Origin of the sequence: Micromonospora halotolerans (genome assembly GCF_032108445.1) — a bacterium.
In the GTDB taxonomy this organism is placed as follows: domain Bacteria; phylum Actinomycetota; class Actinomycetes; order Mycobacteriales; family Micromonosporaceae; genus Micromonospora; species Micromonospora halotolerans.
Window position 1 is genome coordinate 6,907,534 of sequence record NZ_CP134876.1, and the last position, 25,090, is coordinate 6,932,623.

Annotated in this window: 22 protein-coding genes and 1 tRNA gene; 5 read left to right on the top strand and 18 right to left on the bottom strand. The window is 72.6% G+C overall.

The annotated features are described in order from the left end of the window. Window positions 1–23: 23 nt before the first annotated feature. Genes RMN56_RS32385 through RMN56_RS32395 form a run of 3 tightly spaced genes read right to left on the bottom strand, consistent with a single transcriptional unit; the run spans window position 24 to window position 2,031 of the window. The gene (locus tag RMN56_RS32385; protein ID WP_313721676.1) at window positions 24–653 is read right to left on the bottom strand and encodes a methyltransferase domain-containing protein; all 630 of its coding nucleotides are present in this window, start codon (window positions 651–653) and stop codon (window positions 24–26) included. Next, window positions 650–1,360 (bottom strand): TIGR04282 family arsenosugar biosynthesis glycosyltransferase, encoded by a 711-nt coding sequence (locus RMN56_RS32390; RefSeq protein WP_313721677.1) that lies wholly within the window; start codon window positions 1,358–1,360, stop codon window positions 650–652. The genes RMN56_RS32385 and RMN56_RS32390 overlap by 4 nt, the downstream gene beginning before the upstream one ends. Further along, window positions 1,357–2,031: a glycosyltransferase family 2 protein gene (locus RMN56_RS32395; RefSeq protein ID WP_313721678.1), complete on the bottom strand. Its 675-nt coding sequence runs from the start codon at window positions 2,029–2,031 to the stop codon at window positions 1,357–1,359. The genes RMN56_RS32390 and RMN56_RS32395 overlap by 4 nt, the downstream gene beginning before the upstream one ends. Window positions 2,032–2,176: 145 nt before the next feature. Between RMN56_RS32395 and RMN56_RS32400 the strand changes: the two genes are divergently transcribed. Continuing rightward, the gene (locus RMN56_RS32400; RefSeq protein ID WP_313721679.1) at window positions 2,177–3,676 is read left to right on the top strand and encodes a hypothetical protein; all 1,500 of its coding nucleotides are present in this window, start codon (window positions 2,177–2,179) and stop codon (window positions 3,674–3,676) included. Window positions 3,677–3,827: 151 nt separating this feature from the next. Here RMN56_RS32400 and RMN56_RS32405 read toward each other — a convergent pair whose 3' ends face one another. Beyond that, window positions 3,828–4,889, bottom strand: coding sequence for an NAD-dependent epimerase/dehydratase family protein (locus RMN56_RS32405; RefSeq protein ID WP_313721680.1), 1,062 nt, complete (start codon window positions 4,887–4,889; stop codon window positions 3,828–3,830). 188 nt (window positions 4,890–5,077) lie between these two features. Here RMN56_RS32405 and RMN56_RS32410 point away from each other — a divergent pair, with 188 nt between their 5' ends. From RMN56_RS32410 to RMN56_RS32420, 3 genes are all read left to right on the top strand, one after another. Then, window positions 5,078–6,397: a molybdopterin-dependent oxidoreductase gene (locus RMN56_RS32410; protein WP_313721681.1), complete on the top strand. Its 1,320-nt coding sequence runs from the start codon at window positions 5,078–5,080 to the stop codon at window positions 6,395–6,397. Further along, window positions 6,390–6,857 carry a hypothetical protein gene (locus RMN56_RS32415; protein ID WP_313721682.1) on the top strand — a complete coding sequence of 156 codons (468 nt, stop codon included), beginning with the start codon at window positions 6,390–6,392 and terminating at the stop codon, window positions 6,855–6,857. Before RMN56_RS32410 ends, RMN56_RS32415 begins: the two co-directional genes overlap by 8 nt. Window positions 6,858–7,032: 175 nt before the next feature. Then, window positions 7,033–7,860 carry a M55 family metallopeptidase gene (locus RMN56_RS32420; RefSeq protein WP_313721684.1) on the top strand — a complete coding sequence of 276 codons (828 nt, stop codon included), beginning with the start codon at window positions 7,033–7,035 and terminating at the stop codon, window positions 7,858–7,860. A 91-nt stretch (window positions 7,861–7,951) separates the two neighbouring features. Here RMN56_RS32420 and RMN56_RS32425 read toward each other — a convergent pair whose 3' ends face one another. The 12 genes from RMN56_RS32425 to ald all read right to left on the bottom strand — a co-directional run bounded on the left by RMN56_RS32425 (window position 7,952) and on the right by ald (window position 22,057). After that, the gene (locus tag RMN56_RS32425) at window positions 7,952–10,891 is read right to left on the bottom strand and encodes a M20/M25/M40 family metallo-hydrolase (protein WP_313721686.1); all 2,940 of its coding nucleotides are present in this window, start codon (window positions 10,889–10,891) and stop codon (window positions 7,952–7,954) included. Window positions 10,892–11,045: 154 nt separating this feature from the next. Then, on the bottom strand, window positions 11,046–12,149 hold the full coding sequence (gene mraY, locus RMN56_RS32430; protein WP_313721687.1) for a phospho-N-acetylmuramoyl-pentapeptide-transferase: 1,104 nt from the start codon (window positions 12,147–12,149) through the stop codon (window positions 11,046–11,048). Window positions 12,150–12,442: 293 nt separating this feature from the next. Continuing rightward, complete coding sequence (locus tag RMN56_RS32435) at window positions 12,443–12,874, bottom strand: hypothetical protein (protein WP_313721688.1); 432 nt, start codon at window positions 12,872–12,874, stop codon at window positions 12,443–12,445. Window positions 12,875–13,351: 477 nt separating this feature from the next. Continuing rightward, a tRNA-Pro gene (locus tag RMN56_RS32440) sits at window positions 13,352–13,425 on the bottom strand. 161 nt (window positions 13,426–13,586) lie between these two features. Continuing rightward, the gene (gene der / locus RMN56_RS32445) at window positions 13,587–14,993 is read right to left on the bottom strand and encodes a ribosome biogenesis GTPase Der (RefSeq protein ID WP_313721689.1); all 1,407 of its coding nucleotides are present in this window, start codon (window positions 14,991–14,993) and stop codon (window positions 13,587–13,589) included. A 58-nt stretch (window positions 14,994–15,051) separates the two neighbouring features. After that, window positions 15,052–15,732, bottom strand: a complete 681-nt coding sequence (cmk, locus tag RMN56_RS32450) for a (d)CMP kinase (protein ID WP_313721690.1) — start codon at window positions 15,730–15,732, stop codon at window positions 15,052–15,054. A 173-nt stretch (window positions 15,733–15,905) separates the two neighbouring features. Beyond that, window positions 15,906–16,676 carry a pseudouridine synthase gene (locus RMN56_RS32455; protein ID WP_313721691.1) on the bottom strand — a complete coding sequence of 257 codons (771 nt, stop codon included), beginning with the start codon at window positions 16,674–16,676 and terminating at the stop codon, window positions 15,906–15,908. Next, window positions 16,663–17,778 carry an SMC-Scp complex subunit ScpB gene (gene scpB, locus RMN56_RS32460; RefSeq protein WP_376787254.1) on the bottom strand — a complete coding sequence of 372 codons (1,116 nt, stop codon included), beginning with the start codon at window positions 17,776–17,778 and terminating at the stop codon, window positions 16,663–16,665. The genes RMN56_RS32455 and scpB overlap by 14 nt, the downstream gene beginning before the upstream one ends. Before the next feature lie 4 nt (window positions 17,779–17,782). Continuing rightward, the gene (locus RMN56_RS32465) at window positions 17,783–18,742 is read right to left on the bottom strand and encodes a segregation and condensation protein A (protein WP_313721693.1); all 960 of its coding nucleotides are present in this window, start codon (window positions 18,740–18,742) and stop codon (window positions 17,783–17,785) included. A gap of 41 nt (window positions 18,743–18,783) precedes the next feature. Next, a complete protein-coding gene (locus RMN56_RS32470) occupies window positions 18,784–19,707 on the bottom strand; it encodes a ParA family protein (protein WP_254341557.1) in 924 nt (307 codons plus the stop codon). Window positions 19,708–19,937: 230 nt separating this feature from the next. Then, complete coding sequence (locus RMN56_RS32475; RefSeq protein WP_313724915.1) at window positions 19,938–20,930, bottom strand: site-specific tyrosine recombinase XerD; 993 nt, start codon at window positions 20,928–20,930, stop codon at window positions 19,938–19,940. Between the two features lie 11 nt (window positions 20,931–20,941). Beyond that, complete coding sequence (gene ald / locus RMN56_RS32480; protein ID WP_313721694.1) at window positions 20,942–22,057, bottom strand: alanine dehydrogenase; 1,116 nt, start codon at window positions 22,055–22,057, stop codon at window positions 20,942–20,944. A 228-nt stretch (window positions 22,058–22,285) separates the two neighbouring features. Between ald and RMN56_RS32485 the strand changes: the two genes are divergently transcribed. Continuing rightward, entirely contained in the window at window positions 22,286–22,603 is a 318-nt protein-coding gene (locus RMN56_RS32485; RefSeq protein WP_151463436.1) for a TM2 domain-containing protein, read from the top strand. A 68-nt stretch (window positions 22,604–22,671) separates the two neighbouring features. Here the strand turns inward: RMN56_RS32485 and RMN56_RS32490 are convergent, their stop codons facing one another. Next, window positions 22,672–23,277 (bottom strand): NUDIX domain-containing protein, encoded by a 606-nt coding sequence (locus RMN56_RS32490; RefSeq protein WP_313721695.1) that lies wholly within the window; start codon window positions 23,275–23,277, stop codon window positions 22,672–22,674. Further along, a complete protein-coding gene (gene pyrG, locus RMN56_RS32495) occupies window positions 23,274–25,031 on the bottom strand; it encodes a CTP synthase (RefSeq protein ID WP_313721696.1) in 1,758 nt (585 codons plus the stop codon). Before pyrG ends, RMN56_RS32490 begins: the two co-directional genes overlap by 4 nt. Between the last annotated feature and the right edge of the window lie 59 nt (window positions 25,032–25,090).

Below are 25,090 nucleotides of genomic sequence, written 5' to 3' on the forward strand. Positions count from 1 at the left end.
GCTGAGCAGCCGACGGCGCCGGCCTACGGCCTGACCAGCTCGGCGAACCACCGGTCATCGGCCTGGAACACCTCGCGGACGGACAGGCCGGCCGCCGCGGCCGTCTCGTGCACCGCCCGGGTGTCCAGCCGGGCCCAGCCGAAACTCGGCCCCCGGTAGCGTCCCGACACCACCCGTACCCGGCCCTGCCAGCTGCCGCTGCCGGGCGGGTCCAGCTCGACCAGGACGGTGCCGCCGGCGTGGAGCAGCTCCCGGCACCGGCGCAGCAGCCGGCCCGGGTCACCGCCGATGCCGATGTTGCCGTCCAGCAGCACGACGTGCCGCCACCGGCCCTCGGCGGGCAGCGGGTCGAAGAGGTCGGCCTGGACCGAGACCACGCCCAGGCTCCGGGTCAACGCCACCGCCCGCGCCGAGACGTCGACTCCCACGGTGACCAGCCCGGCCCGCGTCAACGCCACGGTGAGCCGGCCCGGCCCGCAGCCCAGGTCCAGCGTCGGGCCGGCGCAGCGGGACACCACGGCGGCGGTCGCCGGTTCGGCCGACCCGTGCCACCGATCCACCGGCAGCCGGCGGCGCGTCCCGTCGGCCTGCACCAGCCAGTGCGCGGTGGCGTCCCGGTGCCGGAGCGCGGTGGCGAACCCGTCGACGCTCACCGCCGGCCCCCGACGACGTGCCGTCCCGGTTCTCGAACCGGGCGGGCCCGCCCCACGGCGGCGACCTCGCGGGCGAAGCGGCCCGTGGGGACCAGGGCGGTCACGGCGAGCGCGTCGGTCCAGTCGTCCACGTCGCGCAGCACCGGCAGCGTCCCGATCCGCAGGCCGCGTCCGGCCAGCGCCTCCCGGGTGCGCCGCCCGGTGTCCGGGGTGGACATCGGCACCCCGCGCAGGTCCCGCGCCTGCCGGGGGTCGCGCAGCCCCAGCGCCCACCAGCCGCCGTCCGCGGCCGGGCCGAGCACCGCGTCGGTTCCGGTCGCGCCGAGCCGGCGTACGGCGGCGGCCAGCCGCGCCGCGGTGAGCTGCGGGGTGTCCATGCCGATCTGGAGCACGGGCCGCCCCGGGTACGCGCCGGCCACGTCGGCGTGTGCGTGCGCGAGCCGGTCGGCGAGATCGTCGCCGCGCTGCGGCAGCACCGGCCAGCCGGCGACCGCGGCGGTCAGGTCCGGCCCGTCCTCGGCGTCGGCGAGCCGGCCGGCCAGGGCCAGCACCGGGACGACACCCGGGGTGGCGGCGACGGCGTCGAGGGTGTCGCGCAGCGCGGCCGCGGCGATCCGCGCCGCCTGCGCGGGCTCGGCGGGTGGGCAGAGACGGGTCTTGACCGTCCCGGCCACGGGCGCCTTCGCCATCACCAGCAGGACGGTCATCGCGGGCCGTCCACGGTGCGGAGCACGGTGAGGAAGTCGCGGGTGGCGCGGACGGTGCCGCGGACCGAGCCGGAGACCTTGGACCGGGTGCCGGCGGCGCGCGGGGCGTAGCGGACGTCGCGCTCGTGGATGCGCCAGCCGGCCGCGGCGGCGCGGATCATCAGCTCCAGCGGGTAGCCGAAGGCGCGATCGGTGACCCCGAGGGCGAGCAGGGCGTCCCGCCGGGCCACCCGGATCGGGCTGAGGTCGCGCAGCGGCACCCCCCGCTGCCGCAGCAGCGCCGCGACCAGCGCCGTGCCGGCCCGGGCGTGCCAGGGCCAGGCACCGGCGGACACCGGCCGGCGCCGGCCCACCGCCAGGTCGGCGGCGCCCGCCGCCACGGGGGCGACCAGGGCGGGCAACTCCCCCGGGTCGAAGGAGCCGTCGGCGTCGAGCACGCAGACCAGCTCGGTCTCGGCGTGTTCCAGGCCGGTGTGCACGGCCGCCCCGTAGCCCCGCCGGGGCTCCCGCACCACCCGCGCGCCGTGCCGGGCGGCCACCTCCGGCGAGCCGTCCCGGGACCCGTTGTCCACCACGATCGCCCGGTAGCCGGGCGGCAGCGCGGTCAGCACGCCGGGCAGGGCGGCGGCCTCGTCGAGGCACGGCAGCACCACGTCGATCTGTGTCGGCATGCCGCCGACGCTAGGCCGGTCCACGGCACGCCAGGCCCCGATCGTGCTTACGGAACCCTTACCGAGCAGGGATTTCTTACGTTCCGGTGACGAGCCGGCGGATCGGCTGCCGCGACGGGCCGCCGGCCCGTACCGTCCGGTCGTCATGAGAGCCGCAGCCACCCTGCCCCGCGTTCCCGGCCCACGGCGGACCGCCCCCGGGCGCCGCGGCGACCTGGTCGCGCTGGCCGTCGAGGCGGTGCTGCTGGTCGCGGCGGTCGCGGTCGGGCTGATGCTCAACCGGCGCGGCGCCGGGCTGCACGCGGACGCCGCGCCGCTCTACGCCGCCTGGCGGCCGCACGCCGGTGGCGGCACCCCGCTGGCCGTGCTGGTCGCGGTGGTCGTGCTCGGGCCGGGCCTGCGCTGGGCGCGGACCGCCCGCTGGGGCCCGCTGCTCGCGGCCGGTTGGCTGGCCGCGGTGGCCTGGACCCTGTCGCTGGCCCTGGTGGACGGCTGGTCGGCCGGGCTGGCCCGGCGGCTCACCGTGCAGGCGGAGTACCTGCACGAGGTGCCCGGCGTCACCGACATCCCCGGGATGCTGGCCGGATTCACCGACCGGATCCTCGACTTCCAGCCCGACTCCTGGTCCACCCACACCGCCGGACACCCGCCGGGCGCGCTGCTGGTCTTCGTCTGGCTGGACCGGATCGGCCTGGGCGGCGGCACCGCCGCAGCGCTCTGCTGTGTGCTGGTCGGCGCGACGGCCGCGGTCTCGGTGCCGGTCACCCTGCGCGCGCTGGGCGCGGCCGAGGCGGCCCGGGCCGTGCTGCCGTTCCTGGTGCTGCTGCCCGGCGCGGTCTGGCTGGGCGCCTCCGGTGACGCCGTGTTCACCGGGGTGGTCGCCGCCGGCCTGGCGCTGCTGGCGGTACGCGGGCCGCTCGCCGCGCTGGCCGGCGGGCTGCTGCTCGGCTTCGCGCTGCACCTGTCGTACGGGTTCGTGCTGGTCGGCATCCTGGCGCTGGCCGTGCTGGCACTGCGCCCCGACCGCCGCCGGGCCGCGCTGCTCGCCGCGACGGCCGGCGTCGTCACGGTGACCGCGCTGTTCGTCCTGGCCGGCTTCCGCTGGTGGGAGGGGTACGACCGGGTGGTCGAGCGGTACTACCAGGGCTGGGCGGCCGACCGCCCGTACGCGTACTGGGTCTGGGCGAACCTGGCGGCGCTGCTGCTCTCCGCCGGGCCGGTGCTCGGTCCGGCGCTGCGCCGGGCGGTGCTCGCGGCCCCGGCCGCGTGGCGGTCCGCCGGCTCCTTGCCGGGCGGCCCGGCCGGTGCCCGGGTGCTCGACCGGCCGGGCGTCGCGCTGCGCGGCGCGGCGAGGGCCGGCGCTGCCGTCGGCCGCAGCGGTGCCGCCCGGCTCGGTCGGCGGTGGCGGGCGCAGGTGCTCGCGCTCGGGCCGACCGTGCTGCTGCCGGCCTCCGCCGCACTGGCGGTGGCCGCCGCCGACCTGTCCGGGATGAGCAAGGCCGAGGTGGAGCGGATCTGGCTGCCGTTCGGGGTCTGGCTCCTGGTGGCCGCCGCGCACCTGCCACCGCCGACCCGGCGCTGGTGGCTGGCCGGCCAGGCACTCACCGCACTCGCCGTCAACCACCTGCTGTTCACGGTCTCCTGACCCCACCGCTCCAGACCTTGGCGACCCCCCGTTCCCTCCGAACGGACAACTCTCCAAGATCTCCAGGACCCATCCCGGTGATCATGAAGTTGGCCGCGACAAACCAGGCGGATCGTGCCGCCAACCTCATGATCGACCAGGGCCTTCCGGTTCAGGCGGCCACGGCGGCGGGTTCGCGGAGCGGATCGGTGGCGAAGGCGGTCACGCCGTCGGTGAAGCCCACCTCGGCGGTGTAGCCGAGCAGGTCGCGGGCTCGAGTGGGGTCGGCCACCACGTGCCGGACGTCGGCCGCCCGGGCGCCGCCGACCACCTCCGGCTCGGGGCCGCCCATCGCCCCGGCCAGCGCGGCGGCCAGGTCACCGACGGTGTGCGGCTCACCGGAGCAGACGTTCACCGGGACCAGGCCGTCCGGCGTGGGCGCGGTGAGCGCCAGCAGGTTGGCCCGGGCCACGTCGGCGACGTGCACGAAGTCCCGGCGCTGCCGGCCGTCCTCGTAGACCCGGGGCGGCCGGCCGTCGGCCAGCGCCGAGCGGAACAGCGAGGCGACCCCGGCGTACGGGGTGTCGCGGGGCATCCGGGGGCCGTACACGTTGTGGTACCGCAGCGCCCACACCCCACCCCCGGTCTGCCGCGCCCAGGCCGCCGCGTAGTGCTCCTGAGCGAGCTTGCTGGCCGCGTACGTGCTGCGCGGCTCCAGCGGGGCGTCCTCGGGGACCAGGGCCGGGTCGAGGGTGCCGCCGCAGGTCAGACACGTCGGGTCGTACCGGCCGGCGGCCAGGTCGGTGGTCCGGCGCGGGGCCGGGCGGACCACCCCGTGCCGGACGCAGGTGTAGCGGCCCTCGCCGTAGACGACCATCGAGCTGGCCAGCACCAGCCGCGACACCCCGGCCCGGTGCATGGCCGCGAGCAGCACGGCCGTGCCGTGGTCGTTGTGGGCGGCGTAGTCCGGGGCGTCCGACGGGTCGAGCCCGTGCCCCACCATGGCCGCCTGGTGGCAGACCGCGTCCACCCCGGACAGCAGCCGGTCCAGCAGCGCGGCGTCGCGGACGTCGCCGACCACCGGGTCGTGCGGCCGGGACCACTCCGGCAGCGCGCCGCCGTGCGCCTGGGGCAGCAGCGCGTCCAGGCACACCGGCTCGTGGCCCGCGGCGGCCAGCAGGTCGGCGATCTGCGATCCGATGAAGCCGGCGGCGCCGGTGACCAGTACCCGCATGCGGCCAGGCTAGGGCACCGGGCGGCCCCGGTCCGGCGGTTCCCGGCGGACGTCAGCGATCCGTAAGGGACGGCGGTAAGGGTTCGGTAATGCGGCGAAACGGACTGACGGGCGGTCACGGCGTCTAGCGTCCTGGTGAGGGTGCCACCGGCGAACGGATGGACCCGGACCGCCGACCAGGAGGAGACGTGCCCGCCAGCCCACCACCACCGGACGACGCGCCGTCGGCCGCGCCGGCGGCCCTGTGGGCCGGGCTCGCCCGGCACCGGCCGCCCGGGGCCGACGCCGCCGACCGCGCCTGGCGCAGCCCGGTCCGCGGACCGTGGCTGACCTCGGTGCTCGGCGCCGTGCTGCTGGCCACCCTCCCCCTGGTCATCGTCACCGGGCTGCTCGACTGGATCGCCTACGGGCCCCGCCTCGACCAGGCGTTCCCCCGGGACGTGGGCTGGCTCCACCCGCCGGTGTTCGACTGGCCGACCCGGCCCGCCTGGCTGTTCCGCCTCACCCAGGGGCTGCACGTGGCCCTCGGGATCGTGCTCGTGCCGGTGGTGCTGGGCAAGCTCTGGTCGGTGGTGCCCAAACTCTTCGACTGGCCGCCGGCCCGCTCGACCGCCCAGCTGCTGGAACGGCTGTCGCTGGTGCTGCTGGTCGGCGGCATCCTCTTCCAGACGGCCACCGGGCTGCTCAACATCCAGTACGCGTACCTGTTCGGCTTCGACTTCTACACCGCACACTGGTACGGCGCGTGGATCTTCACGGCCGCGCTGGTCGCCCACGTGGCGATCAAGCTGCCCCGGCTGGTCACCGCGCTGCGCGGGCCGGGCTTCGCGCGTACCCCGGTGGAGCGGACGCGGCCGGAACCGGCGGATCCCGACGGCCTGGTGGCCCGGCGCCCCGGGCCGGCCACCATGAGCCGGCGGGCTGTGCTCGCCGTGGTCGGCGGCGGCGCCCTGCTGCTGGCGGCGCTGACCGTCGGGCAGAGCGTCGACGCGCTGCGCCGCACCGCGCTGCTGCTGCCCCGCGGCCGGCGGATCGGCGACGGACCGACCGGCTTCCCGGTCAATCGCAGCGCCGCCGCGGCCGGGGTGACCCCGGAGCGGACCGGGCCGGGCTGGCGGCTCACGCTGCGCGCGGGAAACCGCACGGTGGCCCTGGACCGGGCCCGGCTGCTCGCCCTGGCGCAGCACACGGCCGTGCTGCCGATCGCCTGCGTGGAGGGCTGGTCCACCACGCAGACCTGGACGGGGGTCCGGCTGCGCGACCTGGCCGCCCTGGCCGGATCGGCCGACCCGGCCACCGCCCGGGTCCGGTCGCTGGAACGCGCCGGCCTGTTCCGCGAGGCCGCCCTGCACCGCGGTCAGGTGACCGACCCGGACGCGCTGCTCGCCCTGCGGGTCAACGGCGTCGACCTGAGCCTCGACCACGGCTACCCGGCACGGATCATCGTGCCGGCGCTGCCCGGCGTGCACTGCACCAAGTGGGTGACGGAGATCGTGTTCGATGGCTGAGTTCCGGCGCGCCTACGGCGCCGCGCCCTGGCACCTGCTGCTCCTGGCCGGCTGCTTCGCGATCACCGGCTGGATCGCGCTGCGGCTCGCCGGTGAGGCGTCGGCCGGCCGGATCCTGCTCTGGTTCCTCGGCGCGGTCGTCGCGCACGACCTGATCCTCTTCCCGGTGTACGCGACACTCGACCGGGTGCTGCGCGGCACCCTCGGGCGGGGCCGCGTCCCGTCGCCGCTCAACCACGTCCGGGTGCCGGCGCTCGGAGCCGGCCTGCTGTTCCTGATCTACCTGCCCGGCATCCTCGGGCTCGGGGACGGCACCTACCTGGCGGCTACCGGCCTGGCGCCCCGGGCCATGCTGGGCCGGTGGCTGGCGGTCAGCGCCGCGCTCTTCGCCGCGAGCGCGCTGCTCTACGCCGCCCGTTGGCTGACCCGTCGGGCTCCTCGGGGCAAGCGAAAGCGCTGATCAGCGGGGAACTGGCCAGGGCTCTTCTCGGTCGCGGCGGCCGGATTGGACCAACGACCCCTTGGCCCCCGGTCCACTTCGCCACACGTCCACATTCCTCTCCTGGCAATCGGCCATCGCGCCTGCACTTCGCGAGATCGACCGTCGTGCCCGGAGCGCGTAGGGTCATCGATCCATGAAGGTTCTGATCTCGGTAGACATGGAAGGCATCTCGGGGATCGTGCATCCCACTGAGACGAATCCGGATCGGTACGACTATGAGCGCGGCCGCGCCCTGATGACGGCCGAGGCGAACGCCGTGATCGCTGGTGTTCTCGACGCCGAACCCGACGCCGTCGTGTGGGTCGCCGACGCACACGGACCGTTTCGGAACCTCCTGCCCGAGGACCTCGACCGGCGTGCTCACCTGGTGCGGGGCAAACCCCGCCCGCTGGGCATGCTCGCTGGGCTGGACGAGCAGACGGATGCCGTCATGTTCATCGGGTATCACGCGCGGGCCGGTGCTGGGCCCGCCGTGCTGGCGCACACGATGAGTGACGCCATCCTCGACGTGCGGGTGGCCGGACGGTCGCTGGGCGAGATCGGCCTCAACGCCGCCATGGCGGGACACCTGGACAAGCCGGTCGTCCTGCTCAGCGGGGACGACGCCGCCTGCATGGAATTCAGTGAGCTGGTGCCCTCGGCGGTCACCGTCGCCGTCAAGCAGACGCTGGGCCAGGCGGCCGCAGTGGCCCTACACCCGCAGGAGGCACGGGAGCATCTGCGCCGCGCTGCCGCCGATGCCATCACCCGGCGCGCATCGATCCCCCCGCCGAAGATGGCCGGGCCGTTGGACGTCGAGGTCGACCTGTACGGCCCTTACATGGTCGACCTCGCAGTTCTGGTGCCGGGTGTGACCCGCGTGGGCGGCGGCCGGACGGTCGCCTTCCGCGCCGCTGACTTCTCCGACGCCTACCGGCTGGTTCACCTACTTGTCCAACTCGCCACCATCAAACCCGGCTAGCGCGTGAAGCGGCCTTCTCGTCGTGTTCCCGCCGATGCCGGCGGCAGACGGAGTGGAGCCACTACCGACGGCAGTGGCTCCACTCCGCCCGTCACACGATGGAGATCGACCGCACCTGGGTGTTGCCCTTGGTTTCGACGGATACCTGGTAATCGCCGACGGTGTAGGTGCCAGCAGCGTTGTTGTCGATGGTGAACGTGGCCGTCACAGGAGACTCGCTGCCGTCGACATGGGTCTCCTTCACCGTGATGGTCAACTCGTTCGTGTTGCCCGTCAGCTTCTTCACCACCGCCGACGGCTTCGCATCGACGACCGCGTTGGCGACCGTCACGTAGACCGCGTCGGGTGACGAGAACTCCGCGTTCTTCTGCCCGTCACCGAACACGAAGAAGCCGCGTTGTTCGACCGCCCCGCGGCCCGGGAACGGATCCGGGTTGGAGGCCAGGTATGTCGGATTGACCGTGTAGAGGTCCGTCTTGGAATCCGCGAGGACGGCCCGCACCCCGGTGTACGGTGCGTCGCTGATCGCGAGGTTGACCGACAGGTAGATGGCGTCGGGGTTGTTGGCCGAGATGCGCGAGGAGAAGTACTTGTCCGCACTCTGCCCCGCAGGAACGGCCAGCGGCACCACCGCGTCGCCGACGAGGATGTTGAACTGGAAGTCGCCGTAGCCGCCGGCGATGAACTTCGCCCAGGCCGCGTCCGACATGTGGTCGGGGCGCTCCACCTTGAACTCGAGGCGCATCGGTGCCACATACGTGCTGTTCAGGTACTCGGTGTCGGTCAGGGGCAGGTAGACCCCTCCCGGGGCGTGCCCCAGCGCGAAAGCCGACGCCGTCGGGGTCGAGTTGCCGCGCCCGTTCCACATCGGGATGTTGAACGAGGTGGCGCCGAGCAGGGCCTGATTGCCCAACTGGCTCGTGCCGACGGCGGCCGACGCGTCCTTGTAGGTTCCGATCGTGACGTCGAGCAGGTCGAGGTCCGCCCGGTCGGCGTTCAGCCCCGGGATGTTCGCCCACATGAGCTTGGCACCGGCGGGCCCGGAGTACCGGGCCATCTCCAGCATGCCATCGGCCATGATCTTGGTCATCTGCACTGCCGAGTCGACCTTCATCCGCTCGTTGGCCGTGTGCCACCAGCGCTCGTTACCCGGGATGACGGCGCCGAAGGCGGTCATCTTGTTGCGGAAGCTGCTGGCCAGGGTGCCACCGGTCGTGCCCTGCGGATAGACCACGTCCCGGAGGGAATATGGATCCGCGAACTCCTCCGGGTTGCGGTTGACCGAGGCCTGGTAGCTCCCGAACTGGAGAGCCGTCAGCGGGTTGTCGTGAGCGACGTACAACCCGGCGCCGACGGGCGAGCCGAGGTTGCCGATGGTGAACCCCTTCGCCTGGAAGGCTGCCGTGACCGCCGCCGTTGCCTGGCCCGAGTCAGCCGCGGTGACGTGCATGCTCCGCACATACATCGGCATGCTGAGGCTGCCGGAGGCGTCCGTGTAGAAGCTCGTCGGGGTCTCGGAGTTGATACCTCCCATGAGCGCGAAGGTCAGGTTCGGCGTGCCGTTGCTCGGGTTGCGCAGCAGGTTCGCCGGGATGCCCATGTACTTGCCGATATAGGCTTCGCCTTCGACACCGTCACGGAAGAACAGCTCGGTGATACCGTCGGCGGCCTTCTTCAATTGCATGTCGGCGGCGGTGATCCCCAATGCGCCGAGTCCATTGGAGAGGAGGAACATTCCCCACACGACGGCATTCTTGCCGTACTGCGGGGTCGGCATCTCCATCGCCACATCGGTGTTGATCTCCAGCGTGAGCGAGTCGCCGGTGATCGTGGTCCGCACCTTGGGCGTGGTGCGGGGAGCAGCCGGGAGCCAACCCTTCGTGGTCGCGGCGGCGGTGATCGCCGCTACGAATCGGTCGCGCTCGGTCGGGCTGGCCCCCGCCACGTCGAGGGTGAAGATTGCCCGCGAGGCGATCTGCGTGGTGCTGCCGTAGGCGATGTCCTTGAGCGTCGGGTCGCCTTCGCGCAGGGTGACGCCGGCGGTCGCAGCCGTCAGCCGGAAGGCCCTGGTGCTGTCTGCGGACAAGCTCATCGACACCGACGGGGTGACCGATCCGGAGTTGCCGACGATGACCGGGAACCGTGAGTCGGAGGTGTAGGCCGCGATCGGGATCTCTTCCCGGTTGAGGTTCTTGTAGGCCCAGTTGTCGTAGAAGCTCGGGTTCGAGTTGTACGGGATCGACTGGAAGGTGGCGGTGTTCGTCGTCGAGGGCGTGCCGGGACCGCCGTCTTCGTAGATTCCCATGACGATGCGGATGCGCCGGTCGAGGGGCAACCCCGCCTCGAGCAGTGCCTTGGCCGCGAGCAGCGTCGCCAGCGTCGGGCCACTGTCGTCCTGCAGGCCCGCCCCGTAGACCCAGCCGTCCTGGACATAGGGCGAGTGATACGCACCAGGAGTGCCGAGGTTGCCATCGGCGTCCCGCCAGCGCGCCAGCTGGGCCGGCGACACGGAAGCCGTCGGCGAGTCGAGGTGGCTCAACGCCATGACCATCTCCGGGGCGTCCGGGTCACCGATCTCTGCGTAGACGTACTTGTCGGGCTGGCGTTGGACGACCACCGGGAAGCCCAGGTCGGTGGCCAGCTTGACCACCCAGGCGAGCTTGGCGACCTTGCGGTCGTACTCGTTCTGGTTGGCTTCGGTGTTGCTGACCGGGAAGGGGTACGCCGTCGCGGCCGTGCCGCCTCGGGAGATGGAGTCGTAGCTCGACCCGTCCAGCATCGCCCCGACCAGAGTGAGCGGGTCGTAGGTGCCGTCCCCCGCCCGCGCGCTGCTGACGCGTCCCGCCAACGCCTCGACTTCCGCGTGGATCGCGTCGCGCTCGGCGTCGGTCACCGACAGGTCGTAGGTGACACTCGGCTGGAAGCGCTCCGAGCCGGGGCCGGCCGCGGACGCGTGGGGCGCGGGCGCAACGGTCGCCGCGAGGGCCGCGGCGAGCAGGACGGAGAAGGTGGTCGTCCGTCTGTCTCTCATAGAAGCTCCCGAACAGGGGGGATGACACGGTGGCGACAGCACACGCCAGCCGTGCCACCAGCGGGCGGCGGGGCGGGATTTCTTGAGGATGATCTGAGAATCGGCCGGTGCCGTCAGCTCCGCCGCAGCCGCTAGCCGAGCGCCAGGGGCTCTTCTATCCAACGACCGCCAAGAAGTCCGAGTAGAACAGGCCCAGGCCGACCGCCACGCAGACACCGGCCACGATCCAGAACCGGACCACGATATTGACTTCGCTCCATCCGGCCAGCTCGAAGTGGTGGTGCAACGGCACCATCCGGAAGACACGTCTGCCGGTGGTCCGGAACGAGACGATCTGGATCACCCAGGTCGTCGTGATGATGACGAAGAGCCCGCCGATCATGATCGCAAGCAGCGTGGTGCGGGTTGCCACCGCGAGCCCGCCGATCAGGCCGCCGAGCCCGAGCGAGCCCACGTCACCCATGAAGATCCGCGCCGGGGACGTGTTCCACCACAGGAAGCCCACGCAGGCGGCGGCCGCCGCCGCAGCGATCATGGCGATCTCCAGGGGATCCCGGACCTGGTAGCAGTAGTCGTTCACGTGGGCGTACGCGTCGTCGGCGCACCAGTGCCGGTACTGCCAGAAGCCGATCAGCGCGTACGCGCCGAGCACCAGGATCGACGCGCCGGTGGCCAGGCCGTCGAGGCCGTCGGTGAGGTTCACGCCGTTCGACATCGCCATGATCACGAAGACGAAGACCATGACGGCGCCGACCTTGCCGACGTTCAACCAGCTGATGTCGCGGATGAGCGAGATGTGCTCGCTGGCCACGGTCTGGCCGTTGGTGCTCGGCACGTAGAGCGCGGCGATGGCGAACCCGCCGCCGACGATCGCCTGGCCGAGCAGCTTGCCCCTGGCGGACAGTCCGTCGGAGTTGCGCCGGCGCACCTTGAGGAAGTCGTCGAAGAAGCCGACCGCGCCGCAGAAGACGAACAGCCCGAGCAGAACCAGGGCCGTCATGGTCGGCCCCTCCTGCGCGATCTGCCGCTCGGGCAGGGTGGTCAGCGCGAGATGCCCGGCGACGTAGGCGAGGACGGTCGCCACGATGAAGACGACGCCCCCCATCGTGGGCGTGCCCTTCTTGCCCTGGTTGCTGGCGAGCCCGATGGATCGGATCGGCTGGCCGGCCTTGAGCGCGGTGAAGACGCGAATCGCCACCGGCGTGCCGAACAGGGAGATGATGAACGCGACCGCCGCCGAGACGATGACCGCCCTCACGGGCGAACCTCCACGAGATCCGCACTATCCACGGCGTTCCCACCGAGCTTCCAGATCAGCACCTGACGTGTCGACCTGAGCTGGCCGTGCAGATGGTCCTCAGCGACATCATCGATCATGAGACACGAGCTTGCCATCTGACGGCGAGCGAAGCAGCCCTGGGCGACGAGCCCTTGATCTTCAGTAGTCCGGTGGCCCAGCGGCATGCTCACGGCACGTTTGCCCAGGACGCCTCGCAAGCGTCCGGAGGCTAAGCGATGCTTGCGAGCGGAAAGCTCAGGGACATCGGCCGGTCACCGCCACCGGGTTCCGGTGGCGCGTACGTAGTTCCGCCACACGTACCGCCACGGGGTGACGGCGAGGATGACGACAACCAGGGAGCAACTGACCACGGTCTCGGTCGTGGCCGCGTCGAGGTCACCGGTGATGGCTTGGGGCAGGGCGACCAGTGCGAGCCAGAAGAGCTTCCAGAACGCTTCGAAGAGCAGCACGGGAAGCATCTTGACCGGGTAGCGCAGGCCGAGGAACGCCAAGAGGGACATGGCGGTCAACATGCAGAGCGTCACGCCCTCGTAGAGCGGCAGGGTGGCGACGTCGGGCAGGAGCGGCCACTTCACCAGGGCGAGTCCGACACCCATCAGGAGGTAGCCGGCGCGCATCAGGTGCAGGCGGGTCAGCGACAGATCCGGATGGATAGCGGGTGCGGCGGCAGTGATGGTAGCCATGGGATTCACTCCTGGTCGAGGCGGCATGGTGGCGGTCGCGCCGGAGTACGTGATCGGGGCGGGGGTCATCCCCGTCGCGTGGACCCGGGCGGTCTATTGGTGGTGCTGTTCCTGGGAATCGGGGTCGCGCGCGGCGTCGATGGACGTGAGGGAGATGAAGGTAACGCCGAGGTCGCGGACCTTGGTGAGCAGGCCGTCGGCCTGGTCGCTTACGGCAGCGCGAAGTGTGGTGATGCGGTCGTCCTCGCAGGTGAGGCGAGGCCGCCGAACCAGGTCACCGGTGGTCGACCTGGACGTCCATCCCCGGGACCGCGATGGCGATCCTGAGACAGGGGCTTTTCGATCACGATGCAGATCTACAGCCAGGTCTCGCCCAAGGCTACTCGCCGAGCCCTGCGGGAAGCCGTTGCTGTACTTCGCTGCTGTACAAGATCAGAAAAGGCCATCCGGAAGATCCCGAATGGCCTCTGACCTGCGTCGGGACGGCCGGATTCGAACCGACGACCCCTTGACCCCCAGTCAAGTGCGCTACCAAACTGCGCCACGTCCCGATGCCCCCGCGCGGCGTTCCCCGCGGCAGCCGGTACAGCTTAGCGCAAGATCTACAGACCCGCGCACAGGCCCCACCGCGCGCCGACCGGCACTCCCCCTGGAGCGTCCTAGCAAAGAAGCCGCCGGGGATCTCGTCCCCGGCGGCTTCTCGACAGGTGGTTCAGCCGTGCGCCTTGCCGCGGCCGCCCGGGCCGAGCTTCTTGCGGGGGCGGACCGAGATGTCGATCGGGCTGCCCTCGAAGCCGAACTCCTCGCGGAGCTTGCGCTCCACGAACCGCTGGTAGCCGGCGTCCAGCGGGCCGGTGGTGAAGAGCACGAAGCGCGGCGGGGCCACGCCGGCCTGAGTGGCGAAGAGGATGCGCGGAGCCCGGCCGCCGCGCACCGGGTGCGGGGTGGCCTGGACCAGCGCGGTGAGCCACTGGTTGAGCTGGGCGGTCGGGATGCGGGTCTCCCAGCTGGCCAGGGCCTTGCGTAGCGCCGGGGCGAGCTTGTCGACCGCCCGGCCGGTCTTCGCCGACAGGTTCAGCCGGATCGCCCAGGGGATGCGGCGCAGCTCCCGGTCGATCTCCTTGTCCAGGTAGTAGCGCCGGTCGCCGTCGACCAGGTCCCACTTGTTGAACGCGATGACCAGGGCCCGACCGGCCTCCACCACCATGGTGAGGATGCGCTGGTCCTGCTCGCTGATCACCTCGCTGGAGTCGAGCAGCACCACGGCCACCTCGGCCGCCTCGATCGCCGAGGCGGTGCGCAGGCTGGCGTAGTACTCGGTGCCGCTGGCCTTGCCGACCCGCTTGCGCAGGCCGGCGGTGTCGACCAGCTGCCAGGTCTCGCCACCGATCTCCACGAGGCTGTCCACCGGGTCGACGGTGGTGCCGGCGACCGCGTCGACCACCGCGCGCTCCTCGCCCGAGAAGCGGTTGAGCAGGCTGGACTTGCCGACGTTGGGGCGGCCGACCAGGGCGACGCGGCGCGGGCCGCGCGGGCGGTTCTCCACGATCTTCGGCGCCTCGGGCAGCGCCGCCATGATGGCGTCGAGCAGGTCGCCGGAGCCGCGGCCGTGCAGCGCCGAGACCGGGAACGGCTCACCGAGGCCGAGCGACCAGAGCGCGGTCGCCTCCATCTCGATGGCGGTGTTGTCGGCCTTGTTCGCGACCAGGATCACCGGCTTGGCGCTGCGCCGCAGCATCCTCACGGCGGCCTCGTCCACGTCGGTCGAGCCGACCATGGCGTCGACCACGAAGAGCACCACGTCGGCGGTGACGACGGCCGTCTCGGCCTGCGCGGCGATGGCCGCGGCCCGGTCCTTGGCGTCCGGCTCCCAGCCGCCGGTGTCCACCACGGTGAACGCCCGGCCGTTCCACTGCGCGTCGTACGGCACCCGGTCCCGGGTCACGCCGGGGATGTCCTCGACGACCGCCTGCCGGCGGCCGATGATCCGGTTGACCAGCGTCGACTTGCCCACGTTGGGGCGGCCGACCACGGCCACCACCGGCTGCGGGCCGGTCGGCTCACCGGGCTCGAGCTCCGGCTCGCGCAGCTCCACCCAGCCGCCGAAATCCTCGCTCATGCCGTGCCGCCCTTCATTCGCGACTGCGGGGCTCGCAGAACCGGCTCACTCCTCGCGCTCATGCCACACCCCGGTCACTGAGCAGCGCACGCAGCCGGGCGACGACCTCGTCAATGCCCAGCTCGGTGGTGTCCAGCACGACCGCGTCGGGGGCCTGCTGGAGCGGGTTGACCTTGCGGGTCGAGTCCAGCTTGTCGCGGCGGGCCAGGTCGGCGGCGGTCGCCGCGACGTCCACGGCGTCCTCGGCGCTGCGCCGCTGGGCGCGGGCCGCCTCGGAGGCGGTCAGGTAGACCTTCAGGTCGGCATCGGGCGCCACCACGGTGCCGATGTCGCGGCCCTCGACCACGATCCGGCCGGCGTCGACGATCATCTGCCGCTGCCGGGCGACCAGCAGCTCGCGTACCGCGCCCACGGCGGCCACGGCGGAGACCGCGCCGGTCACCTCGGGGCCGCGGATCTCCTTCGCCACGTCGACGCCGTCGACGGTCACGCCGTACCCCTGGGGGTCGGTGCCGATCCGCAGGTCGGCCTCGCCGGCGACCTTGGCCACCGACTCGACGTCGGCCAGGTCGACGCCGGAACGCAGCACCGCCCAGGTGAGCGCCCGGTACATGGCGCCGGTGTCGAGGTAGCGGGCCTCGATGCTGACCGCGAGCCGCCGCGACACGGTGGACTTACCCGAACCGGACGGCCCGTCCACAGCGACCACGCAGCGCCCGGCCCGTACGTTTTCCTCCACCGTTGTCCTCCTCAGCCCGTACCTCGCGGGTCGCCGGCTTGTCCGGCGCCGTTGAGCGGTTGTGTTTCCTCATCAATCATCCCGCGCCGCGCGGGTCGGCCACGCGCCGTGCCGCCGGAGGCGACCGCGGGCCGCGTCGAAGCCTACCGGGACCCGTACCCCGATCGACGGGGTCAGTCACCCACCGTCTTGAACAGGGCGGCGACCTCCGCGTTGGTCAGCCGGCGCAGCCGCCCGGTGCGCAGGTCGCCGAGCTTGATCGGACCGATCGAGGTGCGGATCAGCCGGGACACCGGATGTCCCACCTCGGCCATCAGGCGCCGGACGATGTGCTTGCGCCCCTCGTGCAGGGTCAGCTCCACCTGGGCGGTTTTGCCCAGGGTGCCCACCACCTTGAAGGAGTCGACCTTCACCGGCCCGTCCTCCAGCTCGACGCCGGCCGTCAGCCGCTTGCCCAGGTTGCGCGGGATCGGCCCGGCCACCTCGGCGAGGTAGGTCTTGAGCACCTCGTACGACGGGTGCATGAGCTTGTGGGCGAGGGTGCCGTCGTTGGTGAGCAGGAGCAGGCCCTCGCTGTCGGCGTCGAGCCGCCCGACGTGGTAGACCCGCTGCTCCAGCCGCGCGCCGATGAAGTCGGCGAGCTCGGTGCGGCCCTTCTCGTCGGCCATGGTGGTGACCACCCCGCGCGGCTTGTTCATCGCCACGTAGACCAGGCGGACGTCGGCCTGGAGCCGCTCGCCGTCGACGTGGATGACGTCGCGCGCCGGGTCCGCCTTGTCGCCGAGCTGGGCCACGCGGCCGTTGACGGTGACCCGCCGCCGGAAGATCAGGTCTTCGCAGGCGCGCCGAGACCCCACCCCCGCGGCGGCGAGCACCTTCTGCAGGCGCTCGGCGCCCTCGTAGACGGGGGCATCGGGCTTCGGGGCACGGTCATCGCGTCGCATCGGCAAGCTCTTCTACGTCGTCGGGGAGGAAGGGGGCCAGGGGCGGCAGGTCGTCCACCGAGTTCAGCCCCAGCTTCTCCAGGAACATCGTGGTGGTCCGGTAGAGGAACGCACCGCTGTCCGCCTCGGTGCCGCACTCCTCGACCAGGCCGCGGGACACCAGCGTACGGATCACGCCGTCGCAGTTGACGCCCCGGATGGCGGAGATCCGCGACCGGGTCACCGGCTGCTTGTAGGCGATCACCGCGAGGGTCTCCAGCGCGGCCTGGGTCAGCCGGACCGTCTGACCCTCCAACACGAACCGCTCGACGTAGGTCGCGTATTCCGGCCGGGTGTAGAGACGCCAGCCACCCGCCGCCCGGCGCAGCTCGAAGCCGTGCCCGGCGGCGGTGTAGCCGGCCGCGATCTCGTCGAGCATCGGGCCGATCCGCTCCGGGGACTGTTCGAGAACCTGGGCCAGGGTCAGCTCGCTGACCGGCTGGTCCACCACCAGCAGGATGGCCTCCAGCGCGCCGCGCAGCTCCGCGTCGTCCAGCACCGGCGCGGGCTCCGGCTCCGGCGCCGGCCGCCGCCGTCCCCGCTTTCCGGGTACGCCGCTCCCGCCGCCTTCTTCCGAGTCGCCGGATCGGGCGTCGGGCTGGGCGAGACCACCAGCCAGAGCGTCGGGCTCCGCGAGCCTGCCCGGTAGGGCGTCGGGCTCCGCGAGCCTGCCGGGCAGCGGGTCGGAGTGGGCGAGCCCGTCGGGGCGAATCGTCTCGTCGGCGCCCGGGGCCACCGCGGCCGAATCGCCCGCTCCGGGGGCCACCTCCGGCTCCGCCGCGCCCTCCCCCACCGGATCGTGGACAGTTTCCGTTCCAGGCGAACGGTAAGTGTCCAAGATCTCCAGCTCGGCACCGGCGGACGGCGCCGCGGGCGCCCGAGGCGCCGGGGGTCCGGCAGGCGCCCCCGCGGACGGCTCGGGGTCCGCGGACGCCGCCGCTGACGGCTCGGGCTCGGCCGGTGTGTCGCTGGTGGTGGGCTTCGGCGCGGTCGGCCGCTCCCACGGGGGGACCCAGGCCGCTGCCTGGTCGGCCAACGAATCGCGGCGTTCCTCGTCGCTCATCGGGTCACTCCTGTGTCGGCGCGGCGTCGTCCGCCGCCGCGGCCCGGGTCTGCGGGGCCTCGTCCGCCGCGGGCGGGGGCTCCGGGGAGCCGGCGTACTCGTCGATGGTCAGTTCGGCGTCGCCGTCGGCGGCGCCGGTCCAGCGCACGGTCAGCTCCTCCAGCGCCTGCTCCTGAACGAAGGCGACGAGGCCCTGCCGGTAGAGCTCCAGCAACGCCAGGAAGCGCGCCACCACCTCCAGGGTGATCTCGCAGTCGGCGCAGAGCAGCGAGAAGCTGGCGGTGCCGGCGCGGCGGAGCCGCTCGGAGATGATCTCGGCGTGTTCGCGGACGCTGACCCGGACCATGTGCACGTGGGCGATGGACACCTCGGGCACCGGCTTCGGGGTCATTGCCCGGAGTGCCAGCTTGAGCAGTCGTTCCGGGCCGATGCCGAGCACCAGGTCGGGCAGGGCCTCGGCGTACCGGGGTTCGAGGGTGACCGCCCGCGGGTAGCGGCGCCCGCCGACCGACTCCAACTCGGCGATGTGCGCCGCCGCCTCCTTGTACGCCTTGTACTGCAGCAGCCGGGCGAAGAGCAGGTCCCGGGCCTCCAGCAGGGCCAGGTCCTCCTCGTCCTCCACCTCGGCGGCGGGCAGCAGCCGGGCGGCCTTCAGGTCCAGCAGCGTGGCGGCGACGAGCAGGAATTCGCTGGTCTCGTCGAGGTCCCACTGGTCGCCCATGGCCCGCAGGTACGCGATGAACTCGTCGGTGACCTTGTGCAGGGCCACCTCGGTGACGTCCAGCTTGTGCTTGCTGATGAGCTGGAGCAGCAGGTCGAACGGGCCGGTGAAGTTGTCCAGCCGGACGGTGAAGCCGGTGGTCTCCTCGACGGTGGCCGGGTCGGCGGGCACCACGCCGTCGACCTCGGCGGCGGCCACCGGGTCGGCGGCGCCGTGCGGCGGGTCGAGGGGCGGTGCGGTCACCGGCAAACCGTAGTCCACGACCGGGTCACCCGGCGTGCGGCCTACCGCTCCGCCTGGGCGGCGATCACCTCGCGGGCGAGCTGCCGGTAGTTGCGCGCGCCCGAGGAGGCCGGGTCGAGGGTGGTGATCGGGGCACCGGCCACGGTCGACTCGGGGAACTTGACGGTCTTGGTGATCACCGTCTGGTAGACCTTGTCGCCGAACGCCTCCACCACCCGCTGGAGCACCTGCCGGCAGTGGGTGGTGCGGCTGTCGTACATGGTCGCGAGGATGCCTTCGAGCTCCAGGTCGAAGTTGAGCCGCTCGCGCACCTTGTCGATGGTGTCCAGCAGCAGCGCGACACCGCGCAGGCTGAAGAACTCGCACTCCAGCGGGATGAGCACGCCGTGCGCCACGGTCAGCGCGTTGATCGCCAGCAGGCCCAGGGAGGGCTGGCAGTCGATCAGGATGAAGTCGTACTCCTTGCGGACCGTGCGGAGCACCCGCGCGAGGGCCATCTCGCGGGCGACCTCGTTGACCAGCTGGATCTCGGCGGCGGAGAGGTCGATGTTGGCGGGCAGCAGGTGCAGCCCGGCGACGTCGGTCTTGATCAGCACGTCCTCGGCCGTGACGTCGTCCTGCATGAGCAGGTTGTAGACCGACAGGTCGAGGTTGTGCGGGTTGACGCCCAGGCCGACGGAGAGGGCGCCCTGCGGGTCGAAGTCGACGAGCAGCACCTTGCGGCCGTACTCGGCGAGGGCCGCGCCCAGGTTGATGGTGGTCGTCGTCTTGCCGACGCCACCCTTCTGGTTGGCCATCGCGATGATCCGCGCCGGGCCGTGCCGGTCGGTCGGCATCGGCTCGGGGATCGGCTTGCGCATGGTGTAGGCGGCCGGGTCGGCGGGGCCGAGGTCGGCGCCGAGCGTCGCCTGCTGCTCGCGGAGCTCCGACGTCCAGGTCTCGGCACGGTCACCGTTTCCTGCCATGTCCTCGTTGCCCCCTCCCGACGACCACCCGGCGTCGGAGCCGTCCGACGTCCCTCGCGGCGCCGCTGCGCACCCCCGGTCCGTCACCCCTGGAGGCCCGCGCCGAAGCCGACTGTACGCCACGTGCCAGCAGCGCGTTCGGTAGCGGGTCGGCGTGTCGGGCGGCGGTCAGCCGGGACGCTGGTTCGTTCGCGACTGCGGGGCTCGCCACCCCGGCTTCCGCCTCGCGCTCACCCGCGGGCGCGGGGGTGGGCGGTGGCGTACACCTCGCGCAGCCGTTCCACGGTGACCAACGTGTACACCTGCGTGGTGGTCACCGAGGCGTGGCCCAGCAGTTCCTGCACCACCCGCACGTCCGCGCCGCCGTCGAGCAGGTGGGTGGCGTACGAGTGGCGCAGGGTGTGCGGGGAGACCGCGTCGGGTCCGTCGACCGGCAGGCCGGCCCGGTCGGCCGCGGCGCGCAGCACGGTCCAGGCGCCCTGCCGGGTGAGTGGCCCGCCGCGGGCGTTGACGAACACGGCCGCGGTGCCCCGGCCCGCGGCCAGCAGCGCGGGGCGGCCCCGGACCAGCCAGGCACGCAGCGCCTCGGCCGCGTACCCGCCGACCGGCACGAGTCGGGTCTTCCCGCCCTTGCCGTGCAGCAGCACGGTCCCGGCGTCGAGGTCGAGGTCGTCCACGGCGGCGCCGATCGCCTCGGAGATGCGCGCGCCCGTGCCGTACAGGAATTCCAGCAGCGCCCGGTCGCGCAGCGCGCGGGGCGCGGCCTCGCCGGTGGCGGTGACCGGGCCGGCGGTCTCCAGCAGCCGCACCACGGCGTCGACCGGCAGCGCCCGGGGCAGCCGGCGCGGCGGGGCGGGCGGGCGGACGTCGCGGCCGGGGTCGGCGCCGGCCATCCCCTCGCGCAGCGCGAAGCGGTGCAGGCCGCGCACGGCGCTGGCCGCGCGGGCGGCGGAGGAGACGGCGAGCGGCGGGTGGTCGGCGTCGCCGCCGCGCAGCCGGGCCAGGTGCGCCTCGATGTCGGCCGGGCCGACGGCGGCCAGGTCGGTCACCCCGGCGGCGGCCAGGGTGGACAGGTAGCGGTCCAGGTCCCGGCGGTACGACGCGAGGGTGTTCGCCGACAGTCCCCGCTCGACGGTGAGGTGGTCCAGGTAGCCCCGGACGGCACGGCGCAGGGCCGGCGCGGGCTCGACGCCCGCACCGGCCCCTTCCGTCGTCGCGGTCAGGCTGCCGTCCCTCAGGCGAGCACCTCGGCCAGCGGCAGCGCGTCCATGCCGTGCGCCTCGGCGACCGGGCCGTAGACGACCTGGCCGGCGTGGGTGTTCAGGCCGAGGGCGAGCGCCGGGTCGTTGCGCAGCGCGCCGCGCCAGCCCTGGTTGGCCAGTTCGAGGGCGTACGGCAGGGTGACGTTGGTCAGCGCGTAGGTGCTGGTGTTCGGCACCGCGCCCGGCATGTTCGCCACGCAGTAGAAGATCGAGTCGTGCACCTTGTAGACCGGGTCGGCGTGCGTGGTCGGACGCGAGTCCTCGAAGCAGCCGCCCTGGTCGATGGCGATGTCGACGAGCACGCTGCCCGGCTTCATCCGGGAGACCAGCTCGTTGGAGATGAGCTTCGGCGCCTTCGCGCCGGGCACCAGCACCGCGCCGATGACCAGGTCGGCGTCGACCACGGCCCGCTCGATCTCGTACGCGTTGGAGGCGACGGTCTGCAGGTGGCCCCGGTAGATGGCGTCGGCCTGGCGCAGCCGGGCGACGTTCTTGTCCAGCAGCAGCACCTCGGACTGCAGGCCCAGCGCGATGGCGGCGGCGTTCAGGCCGGAGACGCCGGCGCCGATGACCACGGTCTTGGCCGCGTACACGCCGGAGACGCCGCCGGGCAGCACGCCCCGGCCGCCGCCGGTGCGCATCATGTAGAAGGCGCCCACCTGCGGGGCGAGCCGGCCGGCCACCTCGGACATCGGGGCGAGCAGCGGCAGCGAGCGGTCGGGCAGCTCGACGGTCTCGTAGGCGATGCCGGTGACCTTGCGGTCCAGCAGCGCGTCGGTGCAGTCCTTCGAGGCGGCCAGGTGCAGGTAGGTGAAGAGCACCTGCCCCTCGCGCATCCGGTGGTACTCCTCGGCGATCGGCTCCTTCACCTTGAGCACCAGCTCTGCGGTGTCCCAGACCTCGTCGGCGGTGGCCAGGATCTTGGCGCCGGCGGCGGCGAACTCGTCGTCGGTGATGCTGGAGCCGACGCCCGCGCCGGACTCGACGAAGACCTCGTGGCCGTGGCGGGTGAACTCGTTGACGCCCGCGGGCGTGATCGCCACGCGGTACTCGTGGTTCTTGACCTCGCGTGGGATTCCGACCTTCACGATGCAGACACCTTCCTCGGGGACGCTCACCCCCGACTGCGCGGCGCCGCGACGGCCCCTTTGCCGACGCGGTCCACCGGTCCCGCCCGGCGGCAGTCTAGGCGCGTGGGAACCCCACGGAGGCCAACACAGTGACATCCGGTGCCCGGTCGTGCTGACGGTGTGTCAGGCATCGATCGGGCTGTGCGGTGGAGACCACCTCAGCCGTCAGGACAATGTTCGGTAAATATCCTTCCACCGACGGGGCGGCGGTGCGGACAGGAGCGCTGTCGATCACTAGGGTGTCCGCTCATGACCACTCCTCCTTACCAGCAGTACCCGCAGGGCGTCTCGGACAAGAGCAAGGTCGTCGCGGGCATCCTGGGCATCCTCCTCGGCTTCTTCGGTGCCGGGCGGTTCTACATGGGTGACACCAAGACCGGCGTGCTCCAGCTCGTCGTGAGCGTCGTGACCTGCGGCTTCGGCGCCCTCTGGGGCACCATCGACGGCATCCTGATCCTGGTCAACGGTGGCGTCGACGGGCAGGGCCGCCCGCTGCGCGACTGACCGTCGCCACAGCACGAAGGGGCCGCGCGGTGCGTACACCGCGCGGCCCCTTCGTCGTCCGACCCCGGTCAGCGGGGCAGCGGCGCCTCCGGGCGGCGCAGCTCGGCGAAGCCGGTCTCCCGGGCGCGGGCGGCGGCGAGCAGCCCCGCCACGCAGGAGGCGTTGGTGATCTCGCCGGCCAGGACCATCCGGACCGCCTCGTCGAGGTCGAGCCGGACCACCTGGAGGTCGGCCTCCTCGTCGCGCCGGTCGTGGCGCTGCTCGGCGGGCACGTCGGCCAGGTCCCGGGCCAGGAAGACCCGGACCACCTCGTTGCTGAACCCGGGCGAGCTGTGCAGGTCGACCAGGACATCGATGCGGCCGGCGGTGAGGTCGGCCTCCTCGGCCAGCTCCCGGGCCGCCGCGGTGGCCAGGTCCTCGCCCCGGACGTCCATCAGCCCGGCGGGCAGCTCCCACAGGTGCCGGCCCACCGGGTGCCGGTACTGCCGGATCAGCACCACCTGGCCGGCGTCGTCGAGGGCCACCACGGCCACCGCGCCGACGTGCGTCACGTAGTCGCGGGTCGCCGTGCCCCCGCCGGGCATGGTGACGTCGTCGCTGACCACCGAGAAGATCCGGCCGGACCAGATCTCCCGGTGCCCGGCCACCTCGTACCGGTGCTCCACGGCGCTCACGACGCGGACGCCGCCTTCGCCGCCGCGGCGCCGCCGTTGCGGCCCGCCTTCCGCGCCGCCGCGGCCTCCGCCGGGGCGTCCAGGTCGACCGGGAGCTGGTCGGCCTCGGAGTACGCCACGGCGGCCTTCACGAACGCCGCGAAGAGCGGGTGCGGCCGGGTCGGCCGGCTCTTCAGCTCGGGGTGCGCCTGGGTGGCCACGAAGAACGGGTGCAGCTCCCGGTCCAGCTCGACGAACTCGACCAGCCGGCCGTCCGGGGAGGTGCCGGAGATGGTCAGGCCGGCCTTGGTGAGCTGGTCGCGGTAGGCGTTGTTCACCTCGTACCGGTGCCGGTGCCGCTCGCTGACCTCGGTGCTGCCGTACGCCTCGGCGACCAGCGAGCCCTCGGCCAGCTTCGCCGGGTACGCGCCGAGGCGCATGGTGCCGCCCAGGTCGCCCTTGCCGGCGACGATGTCCTCCTGGTCGGCCATCGTGGCGATCACCGGGTGGGTGGCCTCCTCGTCGAACTCCAGCGAGTTCGCCCCGTCGAGATGGGCCAGGTGGCGGGCCACCTCGATGGTCATGCACTGCAGGCCGAGGCAGAGGCCGAGCAGCGGGATGCCGTTCTCCCGGGCGTACCGGGCGGTGCCGATCTTGCCCTCGATGCCCCGGACGCCGAAGCCGCCGGGGATCACGATGCCGTCGACGCCGGCCAGGGCCGCCGCCGCGCCGGCCGGGGTCACGCAGTCGTCGCTGGGCACCCAGCGCAGCTGCACCCGCGCCCGGTGGCCGAAGCCGGCGGCCCGGATCGCCTCGCTCACCGACAGGTACGCGTCGGGCAGGTCGACGTACTTGCCGACCAGCGCGACGGTCACCGTGTGGCGGGGCTGGTGCACCCGGTCGAGCAGGTCGTCCCAGCGGGTCCAGTCCACGTCCCGGAAGGAGAGGCCGAGCCGGCGCACCACGTACGCGTCGAGGCCCTCCCGGTGCAGCACCTTCGGGATGTCGTAGATGCTCGGCGCGTCCGGGGCGGCGGTGACCGCCTCCCGGTCGACGTCGCAGTAGAGCGCGAGCTTCTCCTTGACCTTCTCCGGGATCTCCCGGTCGCAGCGCAACACCAGGGCGTCCGGCTGGATGCCGATGCTGCGCAGCTGGGCCACCGAGTGCTGGGTCGGCTTCGTCTTCAGCTCGCCGGACGGGGCCAGGTAGGGCACCAGCGACACGTGCAGGTAGAAGCAGTTGTCCCGGCCCAGGTCGTGGCGGACCTGGCGGATCGCCTCCAGGAACGGCAGCGACTCGATGTCGCCGACCGTGCCGCCGACCTCGGTGATCACCACGTCGGGGGTCTGGCCGTCGGCGTCCGGGTCGGCCATGCCGACGATCCGCGCCTTGATCTCGTTGGTGATGTGCGGGATGACCTGGACGGTGTCGCCCAGGTACTCGCCGCGCCGCTCCTTGGCGATCACCGCCGAGTAGATCTGCCCGGTGGTGACGTTCGCCTTGCCGGACAGGTCCCGGTCGAGGAACCGCTCGTAGTGGCCGACGTCGAGGTCGGTCTCGGCGCCGTCCTCGGTGACGAAGACCTCGCCGTGCTGGAACGGATTCATCGTTCCGGGGTCGACGTTGAGGTACGGGTCGAGCTTCTGCATCACCACGCGCAGACCGCGCGCCGTGAGCAGATTGCCGAGGCTGGAGGCGGTGAGGCCCTTACCCAGCGAGGAGGCGACGCCCCCGGTGACGAAAATATGCCTGGTCGTCCGTGCTGAAGGGGCCAAGGCCTGCTCCCGTGTCGTCCGTAGCGGTCGTGCGAACCGCCGTGCCGATCAGCCAAGTG

Coding starts and splice junctions, on each gene's coding strand:
- RMN56_RS32400 (WP_313721679.1), top strand. CDS start 2,177: ATGAGAGCCGCAGCCACCCTGCCCCGCGTTCCCGGCCCACGGCGGACC.
- RMN56_RS32390 (WP_313721677.1), bottom strand. CDS start 1,360: ATGACCGTCCTGCTGGTGATGGCGAAGGCGCCCGTGGCCGGGACGGTC.
- RMN56_RS32420 (WP_313721684.1), top strand. CDS start 7,033: ATGAAGGTTCTGATCTCGGTAGACATGGAAGGCATCTCGGGGATCGTG.
- der (WP_313721689.1), bottom strand. CDS start 14,993: ATGAGCGAGGATTTCGGCGGCTGGGTGGAGCTGCGCGAGCCGGAGCTC.
- RMN56_RS32455 (WP_313721691.1), bottom strand. CDS start 16,676: ATGCGACGCGATGACCGTGCCCCGAAGCCCGATGCCCCCGTCTACGAG.
- RMN56_RS32405 (WP_313721680.1), bottom strand. CDS start 4,889: ATGCGGGTACTGGTCACCGGCGCCGCCGGCTTCATCGGATCGCAGATC.
- RMN56_RS32425 (WP_313721686.1), bottom strand. CDS start 10,891: ATGAGAGACAGACGGACGACCACCTTCTCCGTCCTGCTCGCCGCGGCC.
- RMN56_RS32435 (WP_313721688.1), bottom strand. CDS start 12,874: ATGGCTACCATCACTGCCGCCGCACCCGCTATCCATCCGGATCTGTCG.
- scpB (WP_376787254.1), bottom strand. CDS start 17,778: ATGAGCGACGAGGAACGCCGCGATTCGTTGGCCGACCAGGCAGCGGCC.
- RMN56_RS32415 (WP_313721682.1), top strand. CDS start 6,390: ATGGCTGAGTTCCGGCGCGCCTACGGCGCCGCGCCCTGGCACCTGCTG.
- RMN56_RS32395 (WP_313721678.1), bottom strand. CDS start 2,031: ATGCCGACACAGATCGACGTGGTGCTGCCGTGCCTCGACGAGGCCGCC.
- RMN56_RS32470 (WP_254341557.1), bottom strand. CDS start 19,707: ATGGCAGGAAACGGTGACCGTGCCGAGACCTGGACGTCGGAGCTCCGC.